Consider the following 25,968-nt stretch of genomic DNA (forward strand, 5'->3'; position numbering starts at 1 on the left):
CGACCGATCGGGCTAGAGCCGACCGGAGGCCTTGAGCGCGATGTAGGCGTCGGCGAGCGCCGGGGGCAGGGTCTCCGGCGAACCGGTGACCACGTCGGCCCCGAGCTGTCTGATCGCCGCCGACACGCGTTCGATGTCGAGCAGGGCGCGTTCGGCCGCAGCGGCGCGGTACACGGTCTCGCGGTCGCCGCGGTCGCGCGTGGCCTCGAGGGTCGCCGGGTCGACGACGCTCGTCACGACCACCGTGTGGCGCTGCGTGAGCTGGGGGAGGACGGCGAGGAGCCCGCGCGCGGCCCCCGGGGCGTCGATCGAGGTCTGCAGGACGACGAGAGCGCGCTGGTTCGTGATCTGTCTGACCTGGCCGGGGACCGCGTCCCAGTCGGTCTCGATGAGTTCCGGGTCGACGAGCGCCATCGCGTCGACCATCCTCGAGAGGAGTTCGGCACCGGTCGCGCCCTGGACGCGACCACGCACCCGACGGTCGTAGGCGAGATAGTCGATGCGGTCCCCGGCTCTCGTGGCGAGCGCGGCCAGCAGGAGCGCGGCTTCGAACGCCGTGTCGATGCGCGGCTCATCGGCGATGCGAGCAGCGGAGGTGCGGCCGGTGTCGGTGACGATGACGACCCGGCGGTCACGCTCGGGCCGCCAGGTGCGGATCATGACGTCGCCGCGTCGTGCCGTGGCACGCCAGTCGATCGAACGGACGTCGTCACCTCGCACGTATTCGCGGAGGGAGTCGAACTCGGTGCCCTGACCGCGGACCATGACGCTCGTCGCGCCGTCGAGTTCGCGGAGGCGTGCGATCCGGCTCGGGAGGTGCTTCCGGGAGTTGAACGCCGGCAGGACCCGGAGATGCCCGGCGCTGTTCAGCGTCGCCTGTCGTGCGAGGAGACCGAGCGGACCGAACGACCGCACCGTGACCTGGGACACCCGTCGCTCGCCCCGACGGAACGGGGTGAGCTCCAGGCTGACGCTCCGCCGCTCCCCGGGTGGGAGGTCGACGCGGAGGCGCTGGGTGGGCGCGCCGGCGGACGGCTGCCAGGCGTCGCGCACCAGCGCCCGGACGCGGCGACCTCCGCGGTTGGTGAGGAAGAGGGTGCTCGTCGCCGAGTCACCGAGCCTGACCCGGGACGGCAGCTGCCGTTGCAGGACGATGTCGCGAGGCGAACCGGCGACCACGAGGTCGAGCGCTCCGAGCGCGGCGGCGAGGATGAGCCACGCGATGAACGCCGGAGCGGCATCGCCCGTGAGCACGCCGAGCACCACGATCGGCACGATGCCGAACGCGACGAGCGCGACGAACCTCCCGGTGACGGCCATCTAGATGGGCACCTGCACCTGCTGCATGATCGACCGCAGGATCGCGTCGACCGAGACACCCTCGAGCTCGGCCTCGGGCCGCAGCTGCATGCGGTGGCGCCACACCGGGAGGACCATCGTCTGCACGTGGTCGGGGGTGATCGACTGGTAGCCGCTCAGCCAGGCCCAGGCCTTCGCCGACGCGAGGAGGGCGGTCGTCCCTCGAGGGCTGACCCCGAGCCGGACGGACGGGCTGCGCCGCGTGGCGCGCGCGAGGTCGACGATGTAGGCGAGGACGTCGGCGCTGGCACCCACGCGTCCGACCTCGAGCTGCGCCGCCCGCAGATCGGCCGCGCCCATGACCGGGGTGACACCCGCGGCCGTGAGGTCGCGCGGGCTGAACCCGGCGGAGTGCCGCCGGAGCACCTCCACCTCGACGTCGCGTTCGGGCACGTCGAGGACGAGCTTCAGCAGGAAGCGGTCGAGCTGCGCCTCGGGGAGCGTGTAGGTGCCCTCGTACTCGATCGGGTTCTGCGTGGCGGCCACGATGAACGGGTCCGGAAGTGGCAGCGAACGGCCGTCGACGCTGACCTGGCGCTCCTCCATCGCCTCCAGCAGGGCCGACTGGGTCTTCGGGGGCGTTCGGTTGATCTCGTCGGCCAGCAGGATGTTCGTGAACACCGGACCCTCGCGGAACTCGAACTCACCGGTCTTGGCGTCGTAGACGAGGGAGCCCGTGACGTCGCCGGGCATGAGGTCGGGCGTGAACTGCACACGCTTCGTGTCCAGACTGAGCGCATGGCTGAGCGATCGGACGAGCAGCGTCTTCGCGACGCCGGGCACACCCTCGAGGAGCGCGTGGCCCTTGGCGAGGAGCGCGATGACGAGCCCGGTGACGGCGGCGTCCTGACCCACCACGGCCTTGCCGACCTCGACGCGGACCTGGGCGAGTGCTCGCCGGAGGTCGTCGGGGTTCGGTGCGGTGGATCCTGGCACGGGGGCGTCGGTCATGGATGGTTCCTTCCGGTGAGGTCCGTGGCGCGCGCGACGGCGGCTTCGAGATCGAGCAGGTGATCGGACAGGGAGACGAGGTCGGCGTCGCTCGTCGGTACGGCGTCGAGCAGGACGGACCGCACGTGCCGAGGGTCGAGTCCGGCGAGTCCGGCGACCGTGTCGGCGACCTCGACGACGGAGGCGTGGCGCGAGAGGCCTGCGGCGACCGCGAGGCGGGACACGGTGCCGATCCGCAGCGCGTCGAGCGCCCGCTGACGGTTGCCGGACCGCTGGTAGAGGCGTGCGCGCCCCTCCATCGTCTCGCTCGCGCGGACCGCGACGGGCAGGTCCTCGATGACGAGCGGGCCGAAGCGTCGCCCGCGCCAGAACATGGCCAGGATCGCCGTGATGACGACGGTGCCGGTGACTCCGGCGACCCAGCTCGGCGTCAGCTCGTCGAGGCTCGGGGGACCGGTGACCGGAACGTCGGCGAGGCTCGGCAGGTACCAGACCAACTGCTCGGTGGAGCCGAGCAGGCCGAGCGCGAGGGCGGCGTTCCCCGCACGGTCGACGACGTCGTTCGTCAGGGCGTCGGCGGAGCCGAGTAGCACCCGTGCACCGTCCGTCTGCGTCACGACCGCGCTCCCGCCGCCGTCGGCGGTGAAGCAGCCCTCGGCGTCGGCGTCGGTGGTCGTGTACAGCGTCCACCCACCGGTGACCGTCCCCGCCCGCTCGGCGGTGGGGTCGCCGCAGTCGGACGACAGGACGTCGGCGGAGTCCGAGCTGCCCGCGAACGAGACGCCGGGGAACAGGGTGCGGAGCGCCGCGGCTCGCGGGGTGACGACGACGAGTCCGGCGTCGGCGTCGCTCAACCGCTCGAGCTGCGAGGCGTCGAGCAGTCCGCTGGGATCGAACAGGAGGACGGTGCTGTCGGTGTCCTCGACCGCCTCGAGTGTCGCGTCGAGCGTGGTGGTCTCCGTCACGGTGACGCCCTCCTGGCGGAGCACCTGCGCGAGCGCGCGGCCGCCGTTCGGGGTCTGGTTTCCGGGGCTGAGCAGCGCCGCGTCGATCGATGCGCCTCGCGTGGCGAACATGAGCACGAGGGCGATCCCGACCGCGAAGACCGCCGCGATGATCCAGAACCGGTTCCGTCGCAGCCGGGTCCGCAGCCGTGGTGTGGCGACGTCGGGCTCGGGCTCCCGCTGCACCGGGGGCTTCGTCGCGAGCGTCACCGGACCAGCTCCTCGGGGTCGGCGAGGAGCCGCGGCGCGGCGGCGGAGAGCCGGGCGTCGAGCGCTTCGAGCTCCCGGTACTGTGCCTCGGTGCCCGTCGCCTCGAGGTAGCGGACGGCGTCGAAGACGTCCGCGGCCTCTGCGAGCGCGCGTCCGTCCTGCGGGAACGCGGCCGCCGCCCGGGCGGCGAAACCGTGCGCCGTCGTGCCGGGGGTGACCACGACGATCGTCCGCTCGGACAGTCCGCGAGCGATCGCCCGATACAGCTCCTGGAGCGCGAGGGTCCAGTCGCCGGCCGCGGCGGCGGTCCTCGCGTCCTGGCGCAACCGCTCGGCGGTCCGATCGTCGCGTTCGCCGAAGAGGTCGAGCTGACGGGCGCTCCGCCGGTTGAGGCGGGGGACGCCCCACACGATGAACGCGATGACAATCCCGACGACGACCACGGTCATCGCGATGATCGGGAACAGGCCGGTGAAGGGGCCCTCACCCGGCACCCGGAGGGAGTTCACCCAGTCCCAGAACGCCTTCGACACGATGTCCCACAACGACGGTTGCGCTGTCTGATACTCGGGCTTCGACAGCTCGCGCTGCAGGAGGTCCCGGGCGCCCGGTGCATCCGGGACGAGCGGGACGTCGAGGCGCGACGCGAGGAACAGCGGGCTCATCGGGTCGCTTTGCCTCCGGCGGCGGCGGCGTCGAAGGGGTTGTCGACCGTCTCGCGACCGCCAGCGCGCGCCTCGACGAACCGCGCGAGGTCGAGGTCGAGCCCCTCCTTGCGCATCCGCAGGTCCACATAGATGACCGCCGACGTGGCACTGATGACGACGACCGTGATCGCGCCGATGATGACGGAGACGAGCAATGACAGGCCCTGCGCGGCGATGGTGGCGACGATCATGGTCGCCTCCGAGTCCACCCCGACGAACAGCACGGGGACGAGACTCGCGAGCAGGCTGATCGGGGTCGCGACGACCTGCGACGCGACACTGACGACCGAGGAGACGAGGAACTGGACGCCGAAGGTCCGCCAGAAATAGCCGTCGGTCAGGCGCCAGGAGCGAGCGAGCGAGGGGAAGACCTTGCCGTTCTCGAGGACGATGATGCTCGGTGTGAGGGAGAACTTCGTCCCGAGCCACACGGAAGCGGCGATCAGGACGAGCAGCGCTCCGATGCCCATGACCACCGTCAGAACCACGCCCGCGGTCCCGCCGAGACCGGTCAGCACGAATCCGAGGCCCACCGCGACGGCGATGAACACCGTCACGACACCGATCAGGAGGAAGGTGTAGCCGATGAGCGGCAGGAAGCGCCCCTTCGTGCGCCGCCAGAGCACGCCGAGCGGCAACTTCTCGCCGAGGGTGCCGCGAGCGACCTCTTGCGCGATGATGCCCTGCAGGATCGCGCTGCCGGCGATCGAGACCGCCACCGGGATGAGGAAGGACAGGATGATGGCCGTGATCGCCCCGGCGCTGATGGCGTCCTCCTCGCCTGGGGCCGCCTGCGACAGCCGGCTCAACGAGAGCCAGGTGACGACGCCGACGATCACGAGGGAGAGGACGGCGGTGAGACCCTGCAGCAGGAGGGCGCTCCCGAACGTCGCCTTCGGGTTGCGTCGCAGCACGAGGAAGGGCGCGCCGAACAGGTCGCTGAAGGACAGTGGCCGGAGCGGGATGAGCCCCGGCTTCGGCGGTGGTGCCCAGCCCTGCTGGGGACCCGGGGCCCAGGGCGCGCCGGTCGCGTACGGATTCGCGTCGTAGGCGGCGGTCGGAGCCGAGGGAGGGGTCCCGTACCCGGGCTGCTGAGCCTGGGGGTACGGCTGGGTGTACTGGGGCGGGACCTGCTGCGGATACGGCTGCTGGCCGTATCCCGGCTGTGGATACGTCGCCTGCGGCGGGTACCCGGGCTGCTGCGGGTATCCCTGCTGCGGCGGATACCCGGGTTGCTGTGGGGCTCCCTGCGGCGGCAGCGGCGGATAGCCGGGCTGCTGTGGATACCCCGGCTGCGGTGTCGCCTGCTCCGGCGCCACCGGCTGCTGTGGCCCCTGCGGCGTCGCCCACGGGTTCGGATCCTGATCGCCCATCTCGCCCCCGGCTCGCTGTTCCGTGTCCATCAGCAACACCCCCTCGCCGTCTCGAACCCCTCCATGTTGTCACACCGAGCCTGCCCGCGACCGGCGGTTCGGCGGTTCTCCTGGACACTTCGACTACGCTGAGGCGAGACGTAAGGACACCGGTCAGGCAGCGCGGCCGGCCGGTCACACCCGAGACGGAGCTATGAACGCACGCATTCTCGTCGTCGACGACGACACCGCACTCGCCGAGATGATCGGCATCGTGCTGCGCACCGAGGGCTTCGAGCCGTCGTTCTGTGCGGACGGCGGCGGCGCGCTCCAGGCGTTCCGCGACACCAAGCCCGACCTCGTCCTCCTCGACCTCATGCTCCCGGGGATCGACGGGATCGAGGTGTGCCGCCTGATCCGTCAGGAGTCCGGCGTCCCGGTCATCATGCTGACCGCGAAGTCCGACACCGCGGACGTGGTGAAGGGGCTCGAGTCCGGCGCCGACGACTACATGGTGAAGCCGTTCAACCCGAAGGAGCTCGTCGCCCGGATCCGCACGCGGCTGCGCGCGCCGGCCGCCGACCTCGCGGAGACCCTCCGCATCGGCGACCTCACCGTTGACGTCGCGGGCCACGAGGTCCGTCGCGCCGACGGCGTCATCGGGCTCACGCCGCTGGAGTTCGACCTCCTCCTCGCACTGGCCAGCAAACCCCAGCAGGTCTTCACCCGCGAGATGCTGCTCGAACAGGTCTGGGGATATCACTACAAGGCCGACACCCGACTCGTGAACGTCCACGTGCAGCGGCTCCGCGCCAAGGTCGAGGAAGACCCCGACAACCCGAAGATCGTCATGACGGTGCGTGGCGTCGGATACCGCGCCGGCGCGGTCACCGGCTGATCCGACATGGCCTCCCGACTCGCCGGCTGGGCGGCCGACTGGCGGCTGTGGCGGAGGTGGCCGCAGCAGGTGCGCTCGCAGTGGCGGCGCTCGCTGCAGTTCCGGACGGTCGCCATCACGGTCGGCCTCTCGGGACTCGCCATCCTCCTGACCGGCGCCTACCTCTCGTTCAGCATCGGCAACGACCTCTTCCAATCCCGGCTGCAGCAGGCGCTCGGCGGCTCCGGTCGCGCCATCGCGTCCGCGCAGAGCATCCTCGACGCGTCCGACGCCAGCGAGCGGGTCGCCCTGCAACAGCTCATGGGGACCGTGCGGACCGATCTCCAGACGACGTCCGGCAGCAGCCTCATCGCCGCCTACCGAGCACCGGGCCAGGACTTCAGTCAGGTCACACCCCCGGGCTTCGAGTCGCCGGGGCTCGGCGGCGGTGTCATCTCCGACGCGCTGACCGAGGCGGTCCGGGCCGACCCGGACACCCTCCAGTGGCAGTCGGTCACGCTCACCGCGGCCGACGGCTCGTCGACGGCCGGCATCGTCGTGGGCTCGGAGGTCTCGATGCCGACCGCCGGCTCCTACGAGATCTACCTCGGCTACGACCTGAGCGAATCGGAGCAGACGCTCGGCTTCGTCCAACGGACCCTCTTCGTCGCGGGTGTCGGCCTCATGATCCTCGTCGGTGGCGCAGCGTGGTTCATCGTCCGCTTCGTCGCGACACCGATCCGGTCCGCCGCCGAGACGAGTCAACGCCTCGCCGGCGGCGACCTCGACGTGCGGATGCCCGAGAAGGGCGAGGACGAGCTCGCCATCCTCGCCCGCTCCTTCAACGGGATGGCCGCCAGCATGCAGAAGCAGATCAAGGAACTCGCTGAGCTCTCGCTCGTGCAGCAGCGGTTCGTCTCGGACGTCTCCCACGAGCTGCGCACGCCCCTGACGACCATCCGCCTGGCCGGCGACGTGCTCTACGACCAGCGCGACTCCTTCCCACCGGCCACCGAGCGGACGGCCGAGCTCCTCCACGACCAGGTCGGGCGGTTCGAGATCCTGCTGGCCGATCTGCTGGAGATCAGCCGCTACGACGCCGGGAGCATCGAACTCGAACTGGAACCGACGAGTCTCGTCCATCTCGCCGAGGAGGTCGTGGAGGAGCTCCGCCCGCTCGCGGAACCCACGGGTTCGGACCTCCGGATCGTCGCACCGGGTGGCTACTCGGCGGTCCCGATGGACCCGCGGCGCATCCGGCGGATCGTGCGCAACCTCGTCGGCAACGCCATCGAGCACGGCGAGGGCAAACCGATCGTGGTGTCGGTGGACAGCAACGAGTCCTCGGTCGCGATCGCGGTGCGCGACTACGGCCAGGGGATGACGCGTGAGGCCACCGAGCGCGTGTTCGACCGCTTCTGGCGCGCGGACCCGTCCCGCAAGCGCACCATCGGCGGCACCGGGCTCGGACTCGCGATCTCCCTCGAGGACGCGGTCCTGCACGAGGGGTGGCTGGAGGTCTGGTCGGAGCCCGCCGCCGGCTCGTCCTTCCGCCTCACCATCCCACGCGAACCCGGGACGGAGATCGTCCGCTCGCCCATCAGCCTGCCGCCCGACGATGCGATCGAGTCCATCGTCGACGAGCTCACCGCGCCGACGACCCGCTCACTCCCGACCGTGCGATCGGCCGACGACGACAAGGAGGATGCTCGTGGTTGACGTCCCCGCACGATCGCCGAGACGACGATCCGCAGTGCGTCGGATCGCTGCGGCGGCGCTGCCGATGCTCCTCGTGGTGGTGCTCAGCGCCTGCGTGGGCATCCCGCGGGGCGGTTCCGTGCAGGACGGCGGCACGGTCGAGGGGGACGGCGGCGACGTCGACGTCAACTTCATCGCGCCGGGCCCAGCCGAGGGGGCGACGCCGGAGCAGATCCTCCGTGGCTTCATCGACGCCGCCGCGAGCCCGCAGAACAACTACGAGATCGCGCGCGAATTCCTCGCACCGGCGCTCCGGTCCGACTGGGACCCCGACGCCGGAGTGACCATCGACCAGGGCGGCCGCACGTTCGCCCCGGTCGCCGACACGGTGCAACTCACCGTCAGCCCCGTCGCGGCGGTCGACGACCGGGGTGAGTACCGCGAATCGGGGAACTCGTCGCCGCTCAGCTGGACCTACTCCTTCGAGCAGGTGCGGGGGGAGTGGCGGATCGCGGCGGCTCCGCCGGGCATCGTCCTCGAGTCCTCGACCTTCGCCGACGTCTTCGCGGCCTACTCCTTGAGCTACTTCGACCCGAGTTTCACCCGACTCGTCCCCGACCAGCGCTGGTTCCCCTCGCGGGCGTCGACCGCGACGAGGATCGTGGGGGCGTTGCTCGACGGACCGGCGGAATGGTTGAAGGGCGCGGTGGCGACGGCGTTCCCCGAGGGGACCTCGCTTACGAGCGACGCCGTTCCGGTCGAGGCCGGGACCGCACGCGTGGACCTGACCAAACCGGCCCTGCAAGCGGACGCGGTCACGCTCCAACGGATGCAGCTCCAGCTGAGCAGCAGTCTCGTGCAGCTGTCGGGCAGTGTCGGCGGGGTCGCCGCCGTCTCGAACGTCGCGATCACCGTCGTGGGCAACTCCACGCAGACGGTCTCGCCGCTGTCGCTCGCCGCACCGCGGGTCGACCCCCGCGCGCTCGTCCAGCGCGGGGACGAGTTCGGCTTCGCCTCGGGGAACCGGCTCGAGGCCGTGCCGGGGATCTCGACGGCGGTCGTGGCGGCCGGGGCCGACGCGGCCGTGTTGTCCGCCGACCATGACCAGGCCGCGGTCCGTTCCGCCGCCGGCGTCACGGTGATCCAGGCGGACGGCGACGTCCGGCTCGTCGACAACCGCCCGGGCCTCCTCCCGCCGACGATGGACCCGTTCGGCTTCACCTGGACGGTCCCGGCAGCAGCGCCGTCCGCACTGCTCGCGCACGACGCCGCGGGTGGCACGGTGCAGGTCGCGACGAGCTGGACCGGCGCGTCCACGATCGATTCCATCCAGGTGTCGCGGGAGGGTACGCGCCTCGTCGCGCTGCTCAGGGACGGGACGCAGTCGCGGCTCGTGGCCGCCGCGATCATCCGCGGTGACCGGAACGCGCCGTTGCGACTCGGCGATCCTGTCGAGCTCCGCGTCATGTCCACGGAGGTGACGACCGTCACCTGGGTCGACGACATCACCGTCGCCGTCCTGCTGGGCGGTGGTGACGGGACGACGATCGTCACGCAGCAGATCGGCGGCCGCTCCGCCCCCGTGCCGAAGCTGGCGGACGTCACGAACCTGGTCGGGGGCAACGGACCGACGCAGCTGCGTGCCCTCACGAGTGACGGCCGGCTGCTGTTGCCCCGTGGATCGAGCTGGCAGGAGGCGGGCAGTGACGTCCGGTTCATCGCGACCCAACTGGGGTCGCCCGACTGAGTGAGCGCGCTCCACAGCGCGTCCGGAGCGCCGGAGCCGTCTGCGTCTCGGACGATGCGCCACCGGACGCGCCGCGTGGGCGCCACCATCGGATGATGCGATCCTCGTCGAGTCGAAGTGCGCCCCTCGCTCATGCCCGCGAAGCCTGCCTGGACGCGTGGGCCCTCCTGGTCCCGGTCACGTGCGCCGGATGCGGTGCGCCGGACCGTGGGCTGTGCGACGACTGCCTCGGGCGTCTGGTCCGGCCGGCGGCCTCCGACGACGACGCCCACCTCGTGCGGTGGAGCGATGTGGACGGTACCCCCGGTCTCGCCGCCCGTCGCTACGACGAGTTCGTCGGCGCCGTCCTCCTCGCCTACAAGCAGGACGCCCGGACCGGCCTCGTCCGACCGCTGGCCGCCGCGCTCGAACCGGCGTTCCGGTCCGCCGTGCTCGAGGCGAGCCGGGCGATGGGTGGCGTCTCGCCGGAGATCGCGACGATCCCGGCCAGGCGACGCGCCGCCCGCGATCGGGGCTTCCACCCGGTGGAGCAGCTCGTGCGTCGGCTCGGCGCCAGACCGTCCCGCCCGCTGCGATGGGCACGGGAGCCAGCCGACCAGCGGGACTTCGGCCGGGCTGAGCGTCTGGACAACCTCGCCGGGGCACTGGTCGCGGCGCGGCGGCTCGACGGGCGCCGCTTCCTCCTCGTGGAGGACGTCGTCACGACGGGGGCCACCGTCGGGGAGGCCGTCCGGGCGGTGCACGACGGTGGTGGTCTCGTGGTCGGTGTCGTGGCCCTCGCCAGGGTCGGACCGTGAACGGACGGCGGGTCACGAGGCCGGAAGATGAACGTTCCCTGAACACCGCTGATGACTTCCGCAGGCTCGGGCACTACGGTGGCAGAACGGCGTGAAAGGACCGCCCGGGACCGGGTGGTCAGCCGGATGAGGAGGTCGAACGTGGATATCAACATCGTCGGACTTGGACTCGGCATCACCGATCGGTTCCGCGAGTACGCGACCGAGAAGGCGGAGAAGGTCGCCCATCTGGTCGAGCAGGCGCAGTCGCTCGACATCAAGGTGTCCCGCCATCACGACGCCAACGGACGCAAGGGCGAGGACCGCGTCGAGCTGACGCTCGTCGGCCCCGGGCCGTTGGTCCGTGCGGAGTCGACCGGCTCCGACAAGTACGTGGCCTTCGATCTCGCGATCGCGCGGATGCTCGAGCGGGTCCGCCGCTCGAAGGACCGCAAGAAGGAGCACCGTGGCAAGCACCGCACCTCCCTGCACGCCGCCAGCAGCGAGGGGTTCAGCGGCGTCGACATCACGCCTGCCGCACCGGAGCTGCTCGAGCAGGTCGCGACCGGGAGCGTCGCGACGCTGACCCACGAGGACGAGGAGCAGGAGGCGTACTCACCCGTCGTCATCCGCACGAAGGAGTTCCCCGCGGAGTGGATGAGCGTCGAGGACGCCGTCGACCGCATGGAACTCGTCGGCCACGACTTCTTCCTGTTCATCGACGCCTCGTCGGAGCGGGCGAGCGTCGTGTACCGCCGCAAGGGCTGGGACTACGGCGTGATCAGCCTCGAGGACGGCTCGAACTAGCGTCCTGCACCCCGACCGACGCGGTCGCCCGGTTCGCCGGGCGGCCGCGTCGTGGCATGTCGGTGCCGACCTCGAAGACGGCGTCGTGCACGCGCAGGCGTGCCGAGGTCGCCTCGAGCCAATCGAGCTCGGCCAGGGAGCGTCGCCGTCTGGCTTCGAGCCCGATCCACGCGATGTCACCCTGCGGCGTCGGGGGGAGGGCCGACAGGTCCGCGTCGAGCTGCTGCACGAGATCGAGCGCCCACGCGCGTTGGACGGCGATGACCCCGAACACGTCGACGCCGTCGAGTGACGCCGCGAGGGCGACCTTGTTCGGGAGTTCGTCTCGCGATGCGCTGGCCGTGACGGGTGTCGCCCACCAGCGGTCGAGGACGTCGCGCCCGTCGGCGGTGATGCGGTAGAAGACATGCCCCTGCGCATCCACGGCGGCCCGCTCGACGAGCCTGTCCCGCTCGAGACGATCGAGGGTCGCATAGGCCTGGCCGACGTTGAGTGATGTGTCGGGTGTCGTCCGCCGGTCGAACTCACCGCGCAGACGGTACCCGTAGTCGTCACCGAGCGCGAGGATCGCGAGCAGACCGTGCTTGACCGACATCGAACCTCCAGGAAATGCCTACGCCGTAGGTGTCGCCAGCCTAGTGACCCGTCCGTCCCGCGCTGCGGCGGCGCTCCGTCGACATCCGTCCGCCCCTCGATACACAGCGTCCACTCAAGGGACTCCCCGCTAACATGTTCAGAGGACTGCCCCGTTCTGGTGCACCCCGTCCGTCCCGGTCAGTCGACCAGGACGGAGATCAGGAACACGTAATGGAGAGCAATTCGTGGCCTCACCACTTGAGAAGATCCTTCGCGTCGGCGAAGGTCGCATCCTCCGGAAGCTGACCAGCCTCACGAAGGCGGTCAATGCCCTCGAGGACGACTTCACGGAGTTGAGCGACGAGGAGCTGAAGAGCGAGACCGTCGAGCTGCGCGAGCGCTTCGAGAACGGCGAGACCCTCGACGACCTCCTCCCCGAAGCCTTCGCCGCGGTGCGCGAGGCTGCACGCCGCACGATCGGCATGCGTCACTTCGACGTCCAGATCATGGGTGGCGCCGCGCTCCACCTCGGCAACATTGCCGAGATGAAGACCGGTGAGGGAAAGACGCTCGTCGCGACCCTCCCGGCCTACCTCAACGCCATCGCCGGCAAGGGCGTGCACATCGTCACGGTGAACGACTACCTCGCGTCGTACCAGTCGGAGATCATGGGGCGCGTCTTCCGCGCGCTCGGCATGACGACCGGCGTGATCGTCGAGGGGCAGACGCCGGAGCAGCGCCGCGAGCAGTACGCGGCCGACATCACCTACGGCACGAACAACCAGTTCGGGTTCGACTACCTCCGCGACAACATGGCGTGGCAGGCGAAGGACATGGTCCAGCGCGGTCACTTCTTCGCCGTCGTCGACGAGGTAGACTCCATCCTCATCGACGAGGCACGGACCCCGCTCATCATCTCCGGGAAGGCCTCGGGCGAGGCGAACCGCTGGTTCCAGGAGTTCGCCCGGCTCGCGGTGCGACTCGAGCCCGGTGAGGACTTCGAGGTCGACGAGAAGAAGCGCACCGTCGGCGTGCTCGAGCCCGGCATCGAGAAGGTCGAGGACTACCTCGGCATCGACAACCTCTACGAGTCCGCCAACACCCCGCTCATCTCCTTCCTGAACAACGCGATCAAGGCCCGCGCGCTCTTCAAGAAGGACAAGGACTACGTCGTGATGAACGGCGAGGTGCTCATCGTCGACGAGCACACCGGCCGCATCCTGGTCGGACGTCGCTACAACGAGGGCATCCACCAGGCGATCGAGGCCAAGGAGGGCGTCGCCGTCCAGGCCGAGAACCAGACCCTCGCGACCGTGACGCTCCAGAACTACTTCCGTCTCTACGAGAAGCTTTCCGGCATGACCGGTACGGCCGAGACCGAGGCTGCCGAGTTCATGTCGACGTACAAGCTCGGCGTCGTCCCGATCCCGACCAACCGCCCGATGCAGCGCATCGACCAGTCGGACCTCGTGTACAAGAACGAGGAGGCCAAGTTCGCGCAGGTCGTCGAGGACATCGTCGAGCGCCACGAGCAGGGCCAGCCGGTCCTCGTGGGTACGACGAGCGTCGAGAAGAGCGAGTACCTCTCGAGGCTCCTCGCCAAGAAGGGCGTCAAGCACGAGGTCCTCAACGCGAAGAACCACGCGCGTGAGGCCGCGATCATCGCCCAGGCCGGTCGACTCGGCTCGGTCACCGTCGCCACCAACATGGCCGGTCGTGGAACCGACATCATGCTCGGCGGCAACGCCGAGTTCCTCGCCGTCGCGGAGATGAACGCCAAGGGGCTCAGCCCGATCGACACCCCCGAGGAGTACGAGGCCGCGTGGGACGACGTCTTCACCGAGGTGAAGGCAGCGGTCAAGGAGGAGGCCGACAAGGTCATCGACGCCGGCGGACTCTACGTCCTCGGTACCGAGCGCCATGAGTCGCGCCGCATCGACAACCAGTTGCGCGGTCGTTCCGGCCGTCAGGGCGACCCGGGCGAGAGCCGGTTCTACCTGTCCCTCACCGACGACCTCATGCGCCTGTTCAACGCCGGAGCCGCGGAGAGCCTCATGGGGCGTCAGAACGTGCCGGACGACCTCGCGATCGAGTCGAAGATCGTCAGCCGCGCGATCCGCAGCGCCCAGTCGCAGGTCGAGGCGCGGAACGCGGAGATCCGCAAGAACGTGCTCAAGTACGACGACGTCCTCAACCGGCAGCGCGAGGCGATCTACTCCGACCGCCGCCACATCCTCGAGGGCGACGACCTCCACGACCGCGCACAGCAGTTCCTCGAGAGCGTCGTCGACGACGTCCTCGACGAGCACACCGGCGAGGGCAACGGCGACGACTGGGACTTCGACGCACTCTGGGCCGAACTGAAGACGCTCTACCCCGTCGGCCTGACGATCGACGAGGTCGTCCAGGAGGCCGGGACGAAGGGGCGGATCAACCGCGACTTCATGCGCCGGGAGATCCTCTCCGACGCCAAGCTCGCGTACACCAACCGTGAGGAGTCGCTCGGTGCACCGGCCATGCGCGAGCTCGAGCGTCGCGTCGTCCTCCAGGTGATCGACCGCCGCTGGCGCGACCACCTGTACGAGATGGACTACCTGAAGGACGGCATCGGTCTGCGGGCGATGGCGCAGCGCGATCCGCTGGTCGAGTACCAGCGCGAGGGTTACGCGATGTTCCAGCAGATGATGGGGCAGATCCGCGAGGAGAGCGTCGGCTTCCTCTTCAACCTCGAGGTCGAGGTCGCCGGAGAGGTCGACGCAGGCACCGCCGCGCCGGCGATCACGGCCAAGGGCCTGACGCAGGAGACCCCCGACACCGAGAAGCTCAGTTACTCCGCTCCGAGCGAGCAGGGTGGGGTCGAGGTCCGCAACCAGCGCGGGCAGATCGAGAAGGCGGCCACCGAACGGGCACAGCGTCTCCAGCAGACGAACCGTCCCGCCGGCGACGCGGCTCCCGCCACGAAGGCCGCCCCGGCCGCGAAGGCGTCGCGTGGGGCCTTCGGCCAGCAGTCGGAAGCCCCTGCGGCTGCTCCGAGCAACCGTTCGGACCGTCGCAAGCAGGGCAAGAAGAAGTAGGCGTACGCCGTCACGAACGGGAGCCCTCCGGACCATGGTGCCATCGGTCCGGAGGGCTCTCGTCTGTCGGGTGCTGCGCAGATCCAGCGGCGGTCAGAGCACGCTCACCGAGGTCGCCCGCCAGCGGCCGTCCAAGCCCTCCAGCCGGATGGCCACGGCTCGGGACCGGGCTCGTCCGTGGACGATGACCACGGACTCGACGACGCCGTCGCGTGGCTCGGAGACGGTCACGGTCCCGATCGAGACGACCGGGACGGTGCCCGGGACGCCGCGGACGCGTCGTGCCCGTTCGGCGAGGATCACACGCTTCAGCAGGACGGTGTGCACGTCGGCGGTGATCCAGCGCGCGAGCTGCGTGAGGTCGCGGGCTCCGGCGATCACCTCGATCACGCTCCGAGTCAGGTTCTCGAGCAGTGGTCGCGGATCGGGGAGCTCGGCTCGGGGCGCCGGTTGGGGCGCGAAATAGTCGTCCGCACCGGGGCGGGCGGCCGCCCGTACCTCCCGCGTGCGTCGCTCGGGTAGCGGAGGCGCCGGCCGGAGGCGAGCCGTGTGTGCTTCGGGCTCGTCGTCGTCGTGCCGGGCAGCGGTGCTCATGGGGCCTCCGAGGGGTGGGCGGCCGCCACGAGTCGGGCGACCAGAATCTGACATGTCACACTCATCATGTCAGTTCTCCGGTGTCCGGTACCAGGGGTCTGTGGAGAACGCAGGACGCGGCCGACCTCGGCGCACTACCGTCGGCGTATGCGTTGGGACAGCCTGTTCGACGATCTCGCCGGTCAGCTCGACGACGAGCTCGCCGTCGACGACGACGCCGTCCGCGTCGAGGCCGAGCGGCTTCGGCGTGCGCGCCTCACCCTCCGTGAGCGGCTGGCCGCCCTCTGCGGCGATGCCGGCGCACCAGGACCGCTCGTCGTGGAACTCGTCGACGGGACGACCTGGCGGCTGCGGGTCCGGAGCATCGGGAAGGACTGGCTGCAGGCCGATTCCGGCACCCCGGGCGGCCGGGAGGTCGTCGTGCCGCTCGATGCGATCGCGGCGGTCGCCATGACGCAGACCCAGGTCGATTGGAGTCTCGACGACGTCGTGGTCCGCGAACCGCGACTGCTCGACCGCCTGACCGTCTCGTTTCTGCTCCGTGATCTGTGCCGGCGCCGTGCTGCAGTGGTCGTGCGGACCCGGACGGGGAGCTGGACGGGCACGATCGACCGGGTGGGCCGCGACCATCTGGATCTGGCCGTCCACGAGCCGGGGTCGCCGCGCCGCAGCCGGAGCGTCGAGCAGATCCGCATCGTCGTGCTGTCGGAGGTCGTCATCGTCGAGCGGGCTGACTGAGGCGTGGCGTCGGGCGCCTGCCGGGGTCGGGGCTCAACCGAGTGGTGGCACGGGCCGGAGCATCGGTGCGCCGGAGAACTCGGCGAGTTCGGTGAGCTGGGCCTGATGCCAGAGGCCTGCACGACGTGCCTCCTCGTACTGACCGCTGATGAAGGCTTCGAGTGCCGGGAACTCGATGCGCCACGGTCCGCTGCGCCCGATCCGGATGGCGGGCAGCTCACCGCTCGAGATGAGCTCGGCCACGTGCTGGGCCGAGACGTTCAAGACCTCGGCCGTGTCGGCGACGGTGAGGAAGCGACCGAGCGGGGCCGCATCGCGCTGCGATTCCATTCCTCGATTATCCTCTCGCGCGGGCGGCGTCCGCCGGGCTGTGGATAACTTCGGCGCGATGTCCGCAGCCCGGGCAGCATGGGACCGGAGGCGGCGCACGGGGTGCCCATGAAGGAGGAGACGGTGCGGGGAAGCGAGCGGGGACACGGATCGGAATCGGGAGGAGCGCGAAGCGACGGCGGCGAGCGGATGAGCGACCGTCTCGCCGGACTGCGTCATGGTGTCGGCGGACGGCCGGTGTCCCGGTCGCGCATCTGGGTGGACCCACGCTTCCTCGTGGGCCTCATGCTGGTGGTCGTGTCGATCCTGGGGGTGTGGTGGCTCGTCACGACCTCGAGCCGGACGACCCCGGTGTATGCGGCCTCCGAGACGCTGACGCCCGGAACGCGGCTCGACCGCTCCTCACTCCAGGTGATCGACGCACGTCTGGGATCGGTCGAAAGCGGGTACCTCGGAGCCGGAGCGGCACCGCCGGCGGGAATCGTCGTCACGCGGACGATCGCGGCGGGGGAGCTCGTGCCGCTCGACGCGCTCGGCGAGGCGAGCGCCGTCGGCGTGACCACGCTCGTCGTCGAACCGGCCGGACGGCTCGGCGCCGACATCGTGCCGGGGACCGTCGTCGACCTGTGGGCGGCCGCGCCGGACGGCGACGGGTACGGAGTGCCGGAGGTGTTGGTCTCGGCCGCGACGGTCGTCCGGGTCGGCGAGGACGAAGGGCTCCTGTCCGGCCGCGGCTCGGTCGCCCTCGAGCTCGCCGTCCCACGCTCGGCCGTCGCGACGGTGCTCTCGGCGACGGCGGCGGCGCACCTGCTGTCCGTGGTCCCCACCGAGCCCGGCGAACGCTGATGCTGCGCGTCGGACTCGCCCTCGACCCACGGGTCGAGGGCGAGATCCTCGCGACGATGCTCGACCTCGGGCACCGCGTCGCCTGGCGCTGTCACGACGGCGCCGAACTCGACGAGCGCATCGGTGCCGGGACGCCCGTCGACGTACTGCTCGTGTCACCCGGGGTCGACCGCCTGCGCGCCGACCTCATCGACCTCGCGGACCGCGTGGGTACGAGGGTCGTGGCGCTCGCGTCCGGTGAGTCCGAGCGTCGCCATGCGGCGGGGCTGGGCCTGGTCGACATCGTCCTCCTGCCGGTCGATCCCGAGGAGCTCGATCGGAGCATCGCGCCGCTCGACCTCGGCGGCGACGGCCCTCGTCCGGTCGCCCAGGCCGCGGGGCGGGTCATCGCCGTGTGGGGCGCGGCCGGGTCGCCCGGCACGACCACCGTCGCCGCGGGCATCGCCAGCGAGCTGGCCGCGCGCGGACGCCGGGTCGTCCTCATCGACGCGGACACCTACGGGTCATCCGTCGCGGCCATGCTCGGCCTCCTCGACGAGGCGCCCGGGTTCGCCGCGGCCTGCCGATTGGCCGGAAGTGGGGCGCTCGACATCGAGCAGCTCGAGCGGATCGCGGTCGTCCATCCGTCGCCGTCCGGCGCGTTCCGGGTCTTGACCGGCATCTCCCGTGCGGCACGCTGGACGGAACTGTCGACGGAGCGCGTCGCGACGACCATCGAACGGTGCCGGGCGTGGATGGACGACATCGTGATCGACACGGCGTTCTGTCTGGAGGCGGACGAGGAGATCTCGAGCGACCTGTTCGCGCCCAGACGGAACGGGGCGGCGTTCGCCGTCCTCGGGTCCGCGGACCGGGTGGTGGAGGTCGGTGCGGCTGACCCGGTCGGGGTCACGAGGCTGCTCCGCGGGCACGCGGAACTCGTCGAACTCGTCGACCCGTCGCGCATCTCGGTGGTGGTGAACCGGCTGCGTGGCGTCGCGCTCGGTACCGGCCCGGCCGGTCAGCTGGCGTCCACGCTCTCCCGCTTCGGCGGGATCGAGGCGGCCGCGCTCCTGCCGGAGGACCAACGGGTGGTGGACGCCGCGGTGATCGCGGGGAGGACCCTCCGCGACCAGGCCCCGCGCGGGGCGCTTCCCGTCGCGTTGCGGCGGTTCGTGTCCACCGTCCTCGACCAGGAGCCGGCGCCGGTGCGGGACCGCTCGCGGCGCTCGTCGGGTGGAGCACGTGGGCGTCGTGCGCGGAGTCGGTCACGCCGAGCGGAATAGTCCCGACGAAGTCACTCAATACAATTGGGTGATCAACCGAATATGCATTTGCTCGCCCATATATGCATCTGCATTCTTCTCCGACGCATCGTTATCCGTTGGGTGATGAATTACTCCGGTATCGTGTCGGTATTCAGATTCGCTTGGTGGTGTTCGATATGATCGGATAACCGTCGGACTCACCACGGATATCTTCAGGAGGACCCCCCATGGCTCAGAAAGTCATCACCACATACATCGACGATCTCGACGGCAGTGAACTCGCTTCCGGTGCAGGAGAGACCGTCCGGTTCGCGATCGACGGAACCGAATACGAGATCGATCTCGGTGCAGACAATGCGAAGAACCTCCGCGAGTCGCTGAAGCCCTATATCGGAGCCGGACGCCCGGTCAAGCGTGGGCGCCGCACCTCGAGCACCAGCACCCGCAACAGCGCCGAGAACCTCGCTGCGATCCGCGAGTGGGCCGCGAAGAACGGGCACGCCGTGTCGTCGCGCGGACGCATCCCCCAGGCGGTCCAGGACGCCTACCGCGCGGCCAACTGACGCATCACGTCCGGCGACGGCGCTCAGCGGCCCCCCACGGGCCGCTGGGCGCCGTCGTCGTTCCATGCCTGCCCGACCAGTGGGCATCGGGGCACTCCCGGCGCACTCGGTGTCGGCCGGCCGAGCCTAGACTGGAATCGTGTCGACGCTCAGTGATCTCGTTCTCGCCCAGGGCCGCTCCAGTGCGGCCGACGTGGAGTGGCTGCACATGCTGCTCGCGGACAGCCAACTCCTCGCGGATCTGGCGTTCGCCGATATCGTCATCTGGGTACCGACCGATTCCGGCAGTTTCATAGCGGTCGCACATTCGCGTCCGTCGAGTGCCGCGACACTCTTCTATCGCGACTTCGTCGGGCAATCCATCAAGCAGGAATGGCGCAAGCAGGTCACCGACTGTTTCGAGAGTGGACGGATCATCGAGTCGTCCGCACCGGACTGGTACGAGGAGACCCCGACCAGGGTTCGTGCCGTACCCGTCGCCCGGCGGATATCTCCGACCGAGACGACCAATGCCGACGGACCGATCGCGGTCATCACCCGCCACACCAATCTCGGCGAGGCTCGCACGCCCAGCCGCCAGGAACTCACCTTCAACGACTGCGCGAGCGACCTGTTCGAGATGATCGCGGTTGGCGACTTCCCGGATCTCGGAGCGCCGACCGGACCGCGCCGGGGCGCGCCGCGCGCGAGCGACGGCCTGATCCGTCTCGATGTCGACGGTACCGTCACCTTCGCCAGCCCCAACGCGCTCTCGGCCTTCAACCGGATCGGATTCGCCGAGGAACTCGAGGGCGAGTCGCTCGCGGACGTCACGACCCATCTGCTCTCCGGGACGGGGACCGTCACCGTCGACGAGTCCCTGCCACTCGTCGTCACCGGTCGGGCGCCGTGGCGGACCGACATCGAGGACAAGGGCGTGACGGTCTCCCTCCGGGCGATCCCGTTGCGGAGCCGCGGCGAGCGGGTCGGCGCGATCGTGCTCTGCCGCGACGTCAGCGAACTGCGTCACCAGGAGCAGGAACTCATCACCAAGGACGCGACGATCCGCGAAATCCACCACCGGGTGAAGAACAACCTCCAGACGGTCGCGTCGCTCCTGCGGATCCAGGCCAGGCGGACGCACTCGGAGGACGCCCACGACGCCCTCACGCAGGCCATGCGGCGCGTGGCCGCCATCGCGGTCGTGCACGACACGCTGTCCGAGGGGCTCAATCAGAACGTCGACTTCGACGAGGTCTTCGAGCGCGTGCTCCTGCTCATCGCCGAAGTGGCGAGCTCCCACAACACCACGGTCCGCCCGAAGTCCTCCGGCTCGTTCGGCGTGCTCCCGAGCGAGTACGCGACGCCACTCGCCCTCGCGCTCACCGAACTCGTCACCAACGCGGTGGAGCACGGCCTCAACGGCCGCGACGGCGACGTGGAGATCACGGCCGACCGCACGGACGAGCTGCTGAGCGTGCAGGTCCGCGACAACGGCGTGGGGCTCCCGGAGGGGAAGGTCGGGTCCGGCCTCGGCACCCAGATCGTGCGGACGCTCATCCAGGGGGAACTGGGCGGGACGATCGACTGGCACACGCTCATGGGGAGCGGAACCGAGGTCACGATCGCGATCCCGATGCGCTGGGTCGCCAAGAGCTGAGGTCCTGGGCCGTCGCGAACGGCCGCGGACATGCGAGAACCCCGGGGCCGTTCGGCACCCGGGGTTCTCGTCTGCGACTAGGAGGCGCGGCGGGCGCGAGCCGCGCGACGCTTGAGGGCGCGGCGCTCGTCTTCGCTGAGGCCGCCCCACACACCGGAGTCCTGGCCGGTCTCGAGCGCGTACTGGAGGCACAGCTCCGTGACACTGCAGGTGGCGCACACGGCCTTCGCCTTGTCGATCTGATCGACCGCCGGACCGGTGTTCCCGACCGGGAAGAACAATTCCGGGTCGACGGTCAGGCAGGCAGCTTTATCGCGCCAATCCATAGGGGAGCTCCTTTTATTGCATGGTGAGATTTCTTCAACCGAGTGAGGGGTCTCGGGAAGCGAAAGCCGAAATGCGAGGGGGATGATCGTCCGGGATTCGGGATCTGTCCACACCCTCGTGGACCTCATGTCGGCCTCAAACATGGTTTCATATCGGTAAGAGCAAATCAATAGTCAAGTTTGGGTGAACCCTGTGAGTACCGATCGAAACGCCGCCTCCGCTCCGAACCCGGAGGAGCGTCGTCGTCCGGCGGTGCTGGCCTTCATCGTCCTGCTCGTCGCGGAGGCGTTGCTCATGATCGGGCTCTCGGCCTGGTTCCTCTTCGAGCTGGTCGCGGCGACGCCGGCCTCGTTCACGAGCGCACTGGCGATCTTCGTGATCCTGCTCATCGCCACGGCGTTCGTCACGGCGCTCGCCCTCGGCGCGATCCGCGGACGGAGCTGGATCCGCGGGGGAGCGGTCACCTGGCAGCTCGTGCAGATCGCCGTCGCCGTCGGCGCGTTCCAGGGGGTCTTCGCGCAACCCGCGATCGGGTGGTTCCTGCTGTTGCCGTCGCTGGCCGTCCTCGGGCTCCTGTTCACGCCGGCCGTCGCCGCCGTGACCCGACGCGAGATCTGAGCGCGACGCGTCGGTCCTGATGGTCCAGCCGCGACGCGTCAGGCGTCGAGGCCGAGGGCCTTGCGGAGGCTCTTCACGTGGCCGGTGGCCTTGACGTTGTACCGGGCGAGGGTGAGGTTGCCCGTCTCGTCGATCACGAACGTCGAGCGGAGGACCCCCGTGACGATGCGTCCGTACGAGTTCTTCTCACCGTAGGCTCCGTACGCCTGGTGGACCGTCAGCTCCGGGTCGCTGAGGAGCGGGAACGTGAGCCCGTCCTCCTCCTGGAAGGCCTTGAGCTTCTCGACGGAGTCCTTCGAGACGCCGAGCACGACGTACCCGGCACCGCCGAGCGATGCGAGGTTGTCGCGGAAGTCGCACGCCTGGGTGGTGCAGCCGGGCGTCATCGCGGCGGGGTAGAAGTAGAGGATCACCCGTCGTCCGGCGAAGTCGGACAGGGACACGCTCGTGCCGTCCTGGTCGGTGAGGGTGAACGCGGGGGCCGGGTCGCCGGCGGAGAGACGGAGGGGTTCAGGCATACCCCAAGCCTAGTCAGGAGTACTGGTCGGCTTTGATCGTCGCGAAGGTGCCCAGCAGCCGCTGGAGCGAGTCGAGGCGTGCGGGGCCGTTCTCTCCGAGCCGTCCCTCGGCGACGGCCTCGATGATCGCGCAGTCGGGGGCGTCGGGCAGATGGGTGCAGCCGCGTGGGCACTCGAGCGCGATCTCCGCGAGGTCGGTGAACGACTTCAGGATGTTCGCGGTGTCGACGTGTCCGAGACCGAACGAGCGGACGCCCGGGGTGTCGATGACCCACCCGGATCCTCCGGGCGCCTCGATGCGCAACGAGACGGTCGACGAGGAGGTGTGGCGGCCACGGCCGGTGACGACGTTCACATGCCCTGTGGCGCGCTCAGCGGTCGGGACGAGGGCGTTGACGAGGGTGGACTTGCCGACGCCCGAGTGGCCGACGAAGACCGTGTCATGGCCGATCAGGGCCTCGGTGATCTCGGCCAGGGGGACGTCGTCCTCCCGGCTGCGGAACACGCGCAGGCCGAGCCCGGCGAAGTTCGCGAGGAACTCGTCGGGGTCCTGGAGGTCCGTCTTCGTGATGCAGAGGATCGGGGTGATCCCCGCGTCGTAGGCGGCGACGAGGTAGCGGTCGACGAGTCGGGCCCGTGGTTCGGGGTTCGCCGCAGCCACGACGATGAGCATCTGGTCGGCGTTGGCGACGACGACGCGCTCCATGGCGTCGGTGTCGTCGCCACTGCGGCGGAGCAGCGTCGTGCGCGGCACGATCCGCACGATGCGCGACAGCGTGCCCTCGGCACCCGAGGTGTCGCCGACGACATCGACCCGGTCGCCGGTCACGATGGCCTGCTTACGGAGTTCACGAGCACGGGTCGACGTCAGGACGCGCTCCTCGGGCGTGCCTTCGTCGAGGAGCACGGTGTAGCGACCGCGGTCGACCGCGAGGACGCGTGCAGTCAGTGCATCGAGGTGCTCGGGCCGCGTCTTCGTCCGTGGGCGGTTCGCCTTCGGGTTCGGCCGCATCCTGATGCTCGACTCGTCGAGTTCCGGCTCGTCGTCGTCGACGCCGTCGTCCCACCAGCTCATCGGCTCAGCCCCCGAGCATCGCGTGCCACAGTTCGGTGAACTGTGGCAGCGTCTTCGCGGTCGTGGCGACGTTCTCGATGGTGACCCCGGGCACGACGAGACCGAGGATCGCTCCCGTGGTCGCCATGCGGTGGTCGTGGTAGCTCGACCACTCGCCGCCGTGGAGGGGGCGCGGTTCGATGCGGAGACCGTCCGGCAGCTCCGTGACGGCGCCACCGAGCTTGTTGATCTCCGTCGCGAGGGCCGCGAGGCGGTCGGTCTCGTGGTGACGGATGTGCCCGATGCCCGTGATGGTCGACGGTCCGTCGGCGAGTGCCGCGAGCGCGGTGAGGGCGGGCGCGAGCTCACCGCCGGTGGTCAGGTCGAGGTCGACCGCGGTGATCCGCTCGCCGCCGGTGACGGTGAGGCGGTCGCCGTCCAGGGTGACCGTCGCGCCGAAGCGGGGCAGGAGGTCCGCCAGGTCGGCACCGACCTGGGTGGTGGAGGTGGGCCAGCCGCGGAGCGTGACGCTTCCGCCGGTGACGAGCGCCGCGGCGAGGAACGGTGCGGCGTTGGAGAGGTCGGGCTCGAGGTCGACGTCGAGCGCGGCGATCGTGCCGGGGGCGACGACCCACTCACCGACGGCGGGCTGTTCCACGGTGACCCCCCGGGCCGCGAGGGCCGCGATGGTCATCTCGATGTGCGGCAGGCTCGGCAGACGCTCGCCCTCGTGGACGAGGTGGAGGCCCTGCTCGAAGCGGGCTGCGGCCAGCAGGAGGCCGGACACGAACTGGCTCGACGACGACGCGTCGATCGTGAGCTTGCCACCCTTCACCGTGCCCGTGCCGTGCACCGTGAAGGGGAGCGCCTTCCGGCCGTCGTCGCTGATGTCGACGCCGAGCGCCTGGAGCGAGCCGATCATGGTGGCCATCGGCCGGTTCCTGGCCGAGGGGTCGGCATCGAACACGGTCGGCCCGAGCGCGAGGGCGGCCAGCGGCGGGACGAACCGCATGACGGTGCCGGCGAGCCCGCACTCGACGGTCGTGCTGCCGAACAGCTCGCCCGGCGTGACGAGCCAGTCCTTGCCGAACGCGCCCGACGCCGGTCGCTCGACGATGGTGGTCCCGAGTGCGCGGAGCGCCTCGACCATGTTGGTGCTGTCCATCGAGTGGAGCGGGGCGCGCAGGAGGGAGGGCCCGTCGGCCAGAGCGGCCAGGACGAGCTCGCGGTTCGTGAGCGACTTCGAGCCCGGAAGCGAGACGGTCGCATCGACCGGACCGCCCGCGACGGGCGCCGGCCAGGCTGCGTCGTCGTGCTCGGGTTCGGCATCGCCGTACACGTCGAAATCTGGTGCGGAATACGGATTGGTCAACATTGGTTCCAACAGTAGTCGGGGTCGAGAGCAGAAGGAGGAGCGGATGTCCACAGCGGTACTGGAACGACCGGTGACGGAGGCCGATCACGGCCGTCTGGCGCTGGCCGTAGACTGGCCGGTGATGACCTCCGTCGACCCAGAAGCCCTTCCGGCCGAGCCGGACCCCCGATCACTGTTCGAAGCACAGGCACTGCCGTTCATCGATCAGTTGTACGGCGCTGCCATGCGCATGACGAAGAACCCGTCGGACGCTCAGGACCTCGTCCAGGAGACGTTCGTGAAGGCCTTCGCCGCGTTCGCGCAGTTCGAACAGGGCACCAACCTCAAGGCGTGGCTCTACCGCATCCTCACGAACACGTACATCAACACGTATCGGAAGAAGCAGCGCGAGCCGTACCAGGGCACCATCGACGACCTCGAGGACTGGCAGTTGGGCGGCGCCGAGTCGATCAGCGCCACCTCCAGCCGCTCCGCCGAGGCCGAAGCGATCGATCACCTGCCGGACAGCGACGTCAAGAACGCGTTGCAGGCCATCCCGGAGGACTTCCGCCTCGCGGTGTACCTCGCCGACGTGGAGGGCTTCGCCTACCAGGAGATCGCCGACATCATGAAAACGCCCATCGGGACCGTGATGAGTCGTCTGCACCGTGGCCGACGACTCCTGCGCGACCTGTTGGCCGACTACGCCGAGTCCCGGGGGTTCACCGTGACGAAGCAGGGGAGCAAGAAATGAGCGACTGCGGCTGCGACAAGGCCAAGAAGGACCTCGAGGAGTACCTCCGTCACGAGGTGTGCACGACCGAAGCGGCAGACATCCGCGAGCACCTCGCGAACTGCCCGGAGTGTCAGAACGAGGCGCTCGTCGCGCAGACCCTCACCGAGGCCGTCCAGCGGGCGTGCAAGGAGACGGCACCCGAAGACCTGAAGAACCAGGTCCTGGCGTCGCTGCGGGCCACCCAGGCCACCCACGAGAGCGCCTGA

Annotated in this window: 26 protein-coding genes; 14 read left to right on the forward strand and 12 right to left on the reverse strand. The window is 70.0% G+C overall.

Annotated elements, in window-relative coordinates:
* Positions 1-12: 12 nt before the first annotated feature.
* Genes ITJ66_RS18225 through ITJ66_RS18245 form a run of 5 tightly spaced genes read right to left on the reverse strand, consistent with a single transcriptional unit; the run spans position 13 to position 5,634 of the window.
* Positions 13-1,320, reverse strand: coding sequence for a DUF58 domain-containing protein (locus ITJ66_RS18225; RefSeq protein ID WP_137243352.1), 1,308 nt, complete (start codon positions 1,318-1,320; stop codon positions 13-15).
* Complete coding sequence (locus ITJ66_RS18230) at positions 1,321-2,310, reverse strand: MoxR family ATPase (RefSeq protein ID WP_137243351.1); 990 nt, start codon at positions 2,308-2,310, stop codon at positions 1,321-1,323.
* The gene (locus ITJ66_RS18235) at positions 2,307-3,524 is read right to left on the reverse strand and encodes a DUF4350 domain-containing protein (protein ID WP_194645523.1); all 1,218 of its coding nucleotides are present in this window, start codon (positions 3,522-3,524) and stop codon (positions 2,307-2,309) included. The genes ITJ66_RS18230 and ITJ66_RS18235 overlap by 4 nt, the downstream gene beginning before the upstream one ends.
* Positions 3,521-4,189, reverse strand: coding sequence for a DUF4129 domain-containing protein (locus ITJ66_RS18240; protein ID WP_086474019.1), 669 nt, complete (start codon positions 4,187-4,189; stop codon positions 3,521-3,523). Before ITJ66_RS18240 ends, ITJ66_RS18235 begins: the two co-directional genes overlap by 4 nt.
* Entirely contained in the window at positions 4,186-5,634 is a 1,449-nt protein-coding gene (locus ITJ66_RS18245) for a hypothetical protein (RefSeq protein WP_194645524.1), read from the reverse strand. The genes ITJ66_RS18240 and ITJ66_RS18245 overlap by 4 nt, the downstream gene beginning before the upstream one ends.
* Before the next feature lie 163 nt (positions 5,635-5,797).
* Between ITJ66_RS18245 and mtrA the strand changes: the two genes are divergently transcribed.
* The 5 genes from mtrA (at position 5,798) to hpf (ending at position 11,488) form a co-directional block, all read left to right on the forward strand.
* Positions 5,798-6,481, forward strand: a complete 684-nt coding sequence (gene mtrA / locus ITJ66_RS18250; RefSeq protein ID WP_064295232.1) for an MtrAB system response regulator MtrA — start codon at positions 5,798-5,800, stop codon at positions 6,479-6,481.
* A 6-nt stretch (positions 6,482-6,487) separates the two neighbouring features.
* On the forward strand, positions 6,488-8,179 hold the full coding sequence (gene mtrB / locus ITJ66_RS18255; protein WP_194645525.1) for an MtrAB system histidine kinase MtrB: 1,692 nt from the start codon (positions 6,488-6,490) through the stop codon (positions 8,177-8,179).
* Positions 8,172-9,905: an LpqB family beta-propeller domain-containing protein gene (locus ITJ66_RS18260; RefSeq protein WP_194645526.1), complete on the forward strand. Its 1,734-nt coding sequence runs from the start codon at positions 8,172-8,174 to the stop codon at positions 9,903-9,905. Before mtrB ends, ITJ66_RS18260 begins: the two co-directional genes overlap by 8 nt.
* A 290-nt stretch (positions 9,906-10,195) precedes the next feature.
* Positions 10,196-10,702 (forward strand): ComF family protein, encoded by a 507-nt coding sequence (locus ITJ66_RS18265; protein ID WP_161578603.1) that lies wholly within the window; start codon positions 10,196-10,198, stop codon positions 10,700-10,702.
* Positions 10,703-10,843: 141 nt separating this feature from the next.
* Entirely contained in the window at positions 10,844-11,488 is a 645-nt protein-coding gene (gene hpf / locus ITJ66_RS18270; RefSeq protein WP_064295235.1) for a ribosome hibernation-promoting factor, HPF/YfiA family, read from the forward strand.
* On the opposite strand, the gene ITJ66_RS18275 is transcribed toward hpf, so the two are convergent.
* The gene (locus ITJ66_RS18275; protein WP_194645527.1) at positions 11,463-12,083 is read right to left on the reverse strand and encodes a PadR family transcriptional regulator; all 621 of its coding nucleotides are present in this window, start codon (positions 12,081-12,083) and stop codon (positions 11,463-11,465) included. The two genes, hpf and ITJ66_RS18275, sit on opposite strands and share 26 nt — an antisense overlap.
* A gap of 226 nt (positions 12,084-12,309) precedes the next feature.
* Here ITJ66_RS18275 and secA point away from each other — a divergent pair, with 226 nt between their 5' ends.
* On the forward strand, positions 12,310-15,138 hold the full coding sequence (gene secA / locus ITJ66_RS18280; protein ID WP_137243342.1) for a preprotein translocase subunit SecA: 2,829 nt from the start codon (positions 12,310-12,312) through the stop codon (positions 15,136-15,138).
* A gap of 93 nt (positions 15,139-15,231) precedes the next feature.
* Here secA and ITJ66_RS18285 read toward each other — a convergent pair whose 3' ends face one another.
* Positions 15,232-15,732 carry an Rv3235 family protein gene (locus tag ITJ66_RS18285; RefSeq protein WP_193555848.1) on the reverse strand — a complete coding sequence of 167 codons (501 nt, stop codon included), beginning with the start codon at positions 15,730-15,732 and terminating at the stop codon, positions 15,232-15,234.
* Between the two features lie 147 nt (positions 15,733-15,879).
* On the opposite strand from ITJ66_RS18285, the gene ITJ66_RS18290 reads away from it, so the two are divergent.
* Positions 15,880-16,470: a hypothetical protein gene (locus ITJ66_RS18290; RefSeq protein WP_194645528.1), complete on the forward strand. Its 591-nt coding sequence runs from the start codon at positions 15,880-15,882 to the stop codon at positions 16,468-16,470.
* Positions 16,471-16,503: 33 nt separating this feature from the next.
* Here the strand turns inward: ITJ66_RS18290 and ITJ66_RS18295 are convergent, their stop codons facing one another.
* On the reverse strand, positions 16,504-16,800 hold the full coding sequence (locus tag ITJ66_RS18295; protein ID WP_064295239.1) for a helix-turn-helix domain-containing protein: 297 nt from the start codon (positions 16,798-16,800) through the stop codon (positions 16,504-16,506).
* 189 nt (positions 16,801-16,989) lie between these two features.
* On the opposite strand from ITJ66_RS18295, the gene ITJ66_RS18300 reads away from it, so the two are divergent.
* From ITJ66_RS18300 to ITJ66_RS18315, 4 genes are all read left to right on the forward strand, one after another.
* Entirely contained in the window at positions 16,990-17,646 is a 657-nt protein-coding gene (locus ITJ66_RS18300; protein WP_194645529.1) for a hypothetical protein, read from the forward strand.
* Positions 17,646-18,911 (forward strand): P-loop NTPase, encoded by a 1,266-nt coding sequence (locus ITJ66_RS18305; protein ID WP_194645530.1) that lies wholly within the window; start codon positions 17,646-17,648, stop codon positions 18,909-18,911. Before ITJ66_RS18300 ends, ITJ66_RS18305 begins: the two co-directional genes overlap by 1 nt.
* Positions 18,912-19,120: 209 nt before the next feature.
* Entirely contained in the window at positions 19,121-19,456 is a 336-nt protein-coding gene (locus tag ITJ66_RS18310; protein WP_085513359.1) for an Lsr2 family protein, read from the forward strand.
* Positions 19,457-19,595: 139 nt separating this feature from the next.
* Positions 19,596-21,095 (forward strand): sensor histidine kinase, encoded by a 1,500-nt coding sequence (locus ITJ66_RS18315; protein WP_079002802.1) that lies wholly within the window; start codon positions 19,596-19,598, stop codon positions 21,093-21,095.
* Positions 21,096-21,172: 77 nt separating this feature from the next.
* Here ITJ66_RS18315 and ITJ66_RS18320 read toward each other — a convergent pair whose 3' ends face one another.
* Entirely contained in the window at positions 21,173-21,421 is a 249-nt protein-coding gene (locus ITJ66_RS18320) for a WhiB family transcriptional regulator (RefSeq protein ID WP_056012627.1), read from the reverse strand.
* 193 nt (positions 21,422-21,614) lie between these two features.
* Between ITJ66_RS18320 and ITJ66_RS18325 the strand changes: the two genes are divergently transcribed.
* Positions 21,615-22,040, forward strand: coding sequence for a hypothetical protein (locus tag ITJ66_RS18325; RefSeq protein ID WP_137243338.1), 426 nt, complete (start codon positions 21,615-21,617; stop codon positions 22,038-22,040).
* A 38-nt stretch (positions 22,041-22,078) separates the two neighbouring features.
* On the opposite strand, the gene bcp is transcribed toward ITJ66_RS18325, so the two are convergent.
* Genes bcp through aroA form a run of 3 tightly spaced genes read right to left on the reverse strand, consistent with a single transcriptional unit; the run spans position 22,079 to position 24,987 of the window.
* A complete protein-coding gene (bcp, locus tag ITJ66_RS18330) occupies positions 22,079-22,558 on the reverse strand; it encodes a thioredoxin-dependent thiol peroxidase (RefSeq protein WP_194645531.1) in 480 nt (159 codons plus the stop codon).
* Positions 22,559-22,571: 13 nt separating this feature from the next.
* Complete coding sequence (rsgA, locus tag ITJ66_RS18335; protein ID WP_064295360.1) at positions 22,572-23,633, reverse strand: ribosome small subunit-dependent GTPase A; 1,062 nt, start codon at positions 23,631-23,633, stop codon at positions 22,572-22,574.
* Positions 23,634-23,637: 4 nt separating this feature from the next.
* Entirely contained in the window at positions 23,638-24,987 is a 1,350-nt protein-coding gene (aroA, locus tag ITJ66_RS18340; protein WP_137243336.1) for a 3-phosphoshikimate 1-carboxyvinyltransferase, read from the reverse strand.
* 43 nt (positions 24,988-25,030) lie between these two features.
* Here aroA and ITJ66_RS18345 point away from each other — a divergent pair, with 43 nt between their 5' ends.
* Together ITJ66_RS18345 and ITJ66_RS18350 are read left to right on the forward strand one after the other, a co-directional pair.
* Positions 25,031-25,720, forward strand: coding sequence for a sigma-70 family RNA polymerase sigma factor (locus ITJ66_RS18345; protein WP_079707243.1), 690 nt, complete (start codon positions 25,031-25,033; stop codon positions 25,718-25,720).
* On the forward strand, positions 25,717-25,968 hold the full coding sequence (locus ITJ66_RS18350; protein ID WP_079707242.1) for a zf-HC2 domain-containing protein: 252 nt from the start codon (positions 25,717-25,719) through the stop codon (positions 25,966-25,968). The genes ITJ66_RS18345 and ITJ66_RS18350 overlap by 4 nt, the downstream gene beginning before the upstream one ends.

The sequence above is a fragment of the Plantibacter sp. VKM Ac-2885 genome, from assembly GCF_015351205.1.
GTDB classification, from domain to species: Bacteria; Actinomycetota; Actinomycetes; order Actinomycetales; family Microbacteriaceae; genus Plantibacter; species Plantibacter auratus.

Excerpts from the sequence above, each read along its gene's own strand:
- ITJ66_RS18290 (WP_194645528.1), top strand. The coding sequence starts at position 15,880 with ATGCGTTGGGACAGCCTGTTCGACGATCTCGCCGGTCAGCTCGACGAC.
- ITJ66_RS18345 (WP_079707243.1), top strand. The coding sequence starts at position 25,031 with ATGTCCACAGCGGTACTGGAACGACCGGTGACGGAGGCCGATCACGGC.
- ITJ66_RS18295 (WP_064295239.1), bottom strand. The coding sequence starts at position 16,800 with ATGGAATCGCAGCGCGATGCGGCCCCGCTCGGTCGCTTCCTCACCGTC.
- ITJ66_RS18310 (WP_085513359.1), top strand. The coding sequence starts at position 19,121 with ATGGCTCAGAAAGTCATCACCACATACATCGACGATCTCGACGGCAGT.
- mtrA (WP_064295232.1), top strand. The coding sequence starts at position 5,798 with ATGAACGCACGCATTCTCGTCGTCGACGACGACACCGCACTCGCCGAG.
- aroA (WP_137243336.1), bottom strand. The coding sequence starts at position 24,987 with ATGTTGACCAATCCGTATTCCGCACCAGATTTCGACGTGTACGGCGAT.
- bcp (WP_194645531.1), bottom strand. The coding sequence starts at position 22,558 with ATGCCTGAACCCCTCCGTCTCTCCGCCGGCGACCCGGCCCCCGCGTTC.
- ITJ66_RS18350 (WP_079707242.1), top strand. The coding sequence starts at position 25,717 with ATGAGCGACTGCGGCTGCGACAAGGCCAAGAAGGACCTCGAGGAGTAC.
- ITJ66_RS18285 (WP_193555848.1), bottom strand. The coding sequence starts at position 15,732 with ATGAGCACCGCTGCCCGGCACGACGACGACGAGCCCGAAGCACACACG.
- ITJ66_RS18320 (WP_056012627.1), bottom strand. The coding sequence starts at position 21,421 with ATGGATTGGCGCGATAAAGCTGCCTGCCTGACCGTCGACCCGGAATTG.
- ITJ66_RS18300 (WP_194645529.1), top strand. The coding sequence starts at position 16,990 with ATGAGCGACCGTCTCGCCGGACTGCGTCATGGTGTCGGCGGACGGCCG.
- ITJ66_RS18225 (WP_137243352.1), bottom strand. The coding sequence starts at position 1,320 with ATGGCCGTCACCGGGAGGTTCGTCGCGCTCGTCGCGTTCGGCATCGTG.
- ITJ66_RS18230 (WP_137243351.1), bottom strand. The coding sequence starts at position 2,310 with ATGACCGACGCCCCCGTGCCAGGATCCACCGCACCGAACCCCGACGAC.
- ITJ66_RS18305 (WP_194645530.1), top strand. The coding sequence starts at position 17,646 with ATGCTGCGCGTCGGACTCGCCCTCGACCCACGGGTCGAGGGCGAGATC.
- ITJ66_RS18245 (WP_194645524.1), bottom strand. The coding sequence starts at position 5,634 with ATGGACACGGAACAGCGAGCCGGGGGCGAGATGGGCGATCAGGATCCG.
- ITJ66_RS18275 (WP_194645527.1), bottom strand. The coding sequence starts at position 12,083 with ATGTCGGTCAAGCACGGTCTGCTCGCGATCCTCGCGCTCGGTGACGAC.
- ITJ66_RS18240 (WP_086474019.1), bottom strand. The coding sequence starts at position 4,189 with ATGAGCCCGCTGTTCCTCGCGTCGCGCCTCGACGTCCCGCTCGTCCCG.
- rsgA (WP_064295360.1), bottom strand. The coding sequence starts at position 23,633 with ATGAGCTGGTGGGACGACGGCGTCGACGACGACGAGCCGGAACTCGAC.
- mtrB (WP_194645525.1), top strand. The coding sequence starts at position 6,488 with ATGGCCTCCCGACTCGCCGGCTGGGCGGCCGACTGGCGGCTGTGGCGG.